General features: G+C 49.4%; 1 protein-coding gene. It reads right to left on the bottom strand.

The features are described 5' to 3' along the window. Positions 1–64: 64 nt before the first annotated feature. Complete coding sequence (ltrA, locus tag GJQ68_RS23065) at positions 65–1,345, bottom strand: group II intron reverse transcriptase/maturase (RefSeq protein ID WP_162419617.1); 1,281 nt, start codon at positions 1,343–1,345, stop codon at positions 65–67. Positions 1,346–1,586: the final 241 nt, after the last annotated feature.

Here is a 1,586-nt window from a genome sequence, read left to right as displayed (position 1 = left end):
TGGAGGGGAAAGGGGGAGTAATCCCCCTGACCTACTCGACCGTACGGGTCTCGTATACGGCGGTTCACTGGATTGTGGGTTGCGATTTGAGGTAATAGGAAAGCATGGATTCGTATCCTTTTCTTCTCAGGCGGGACAAAGTGATAGTGGTTATCAAAATCGGACTCTGGGCTACAGCCCATCCACCTTTTCTGGTCCTGCTCCATGCATAGGCATGGTCTTGGTCTACACCTAATCGGATTAGGTTTTTACGTTTCCGCTCCGGCTTCTTCCAGTCGTGCCAAATGCAGTAGCGAAGTCGGTTCCTCAGCCACTCATCGATCTGTTTGAGTTTGGCATGAATACTTGCCAACCGGTAGTTGTTCACCCATCCCATCCAGACCTCCCGGAGTTTGCCAAGCCGTTCCTCGAAACTATACGGTCTGGTTTTCTTGGTAATCTGTTTGAGCTTTCGCTTGAGTGATTCCCAACTGTTCTTTTTCACCACCAGCTGGTATTTTCCTTTGTCCCCCTTCTGATATGTCGGTACAAATGCATGTCCCAACAGCTCGAAGTTAGAGGGTCTTCGGATGCCACTTTTCTCCCTGTTGATGGGCAACCTGAGTTTGTCCCTCAAAAAGAGGTAAATCTCGTTACCCACCTTTCTGGCCTCCTTCTTTGACTTGGTGTAGATGCTGAAGTCGTCAGCATAACGGACATATTTCAGGTTTCTCCTGTCCAGCTCCTTATCGAGAACATCCAGAAGGATGTTGCTTAGCAATGGGCTGAGCGGAGAACCCTGAGGAACTCCTTTTCTACGTCTGTGCAGTTTTCCGTTGATCTGGATCGGTGCACGGAGCCATTTTCGGATAAGCCGTAAGGTAGTCGGGCATTTTACCCGCTGGTAAATGAACTGTAGAAGGATCGAGTGGTCAACCTCGTCGAAAAACCCTTTAAGATCAATGTCCACGATGTCCTGATACCCATCGTTGATGTATTTCAGGGCTTGCGTCACCGCCTTATGGATGTTCTTCTGCGGCCGGAAGCCATAGCTGTATTCCTCGAACGTGAGTTCGTACTTGGTCATCAGCACCTGGCTTACCGCCTGTTGTAGCCACCTTTCCACTGCGGTGGGAACCCCCAGCAATCTGGTCTTTCCGTTGCTCTTGGGGATTTCAACCCCCTTGATAGGTTTCGGTACATACGTATGGTTCAGGATGGATGTGGCAATCCTGTCCCTGTTGTTTTCCAGATAGGAAAACAATTCGGTGACCTTCATGCCGTCCACCCCTGCCGAACCCCTGTTCCTCACTACCTGTCGGTAGGCTTTGTAGAGGTTCTTACGGTTGAGTACTTTTTCTATCATAATAAATCTGTTAACCCTGTCCGCTTAAGATGAGGCTGCCCCAATACGGTGCTCCCCATCGAATTTGGACGTAATCCAATGTTCAGTCCTTCGCTGTTCCGTGAGACCATCAGGGGTATGGTTTTAGCATTCCCTGCTCGTTTCTCCAGCTACTATGACCTCGGCTGACTTCTTGGCTCATAGAATCCGAATCTATTCCAAGATCTCCCCAGGTAAGGGCATATTCCTTCCCCCAATATCC

The sequence above is a fragment of the Cyclobacterium roseum genome, from assembly GCF_010119225.1.
In the GTDB taxonomy this organism is placed as follows: domain Bacteria; phylum Bacteroidota; class Bacteroidia; order Cytophagales; family Cyclobacteriaceae; genus Cyclobacterium; species Cyclobacterium roseum.
The sequence above is the reverse complement of the archived record's forward strand: the minus strand, read 5'-3'. Positions and strand labels throughout refer to the sequence as shown.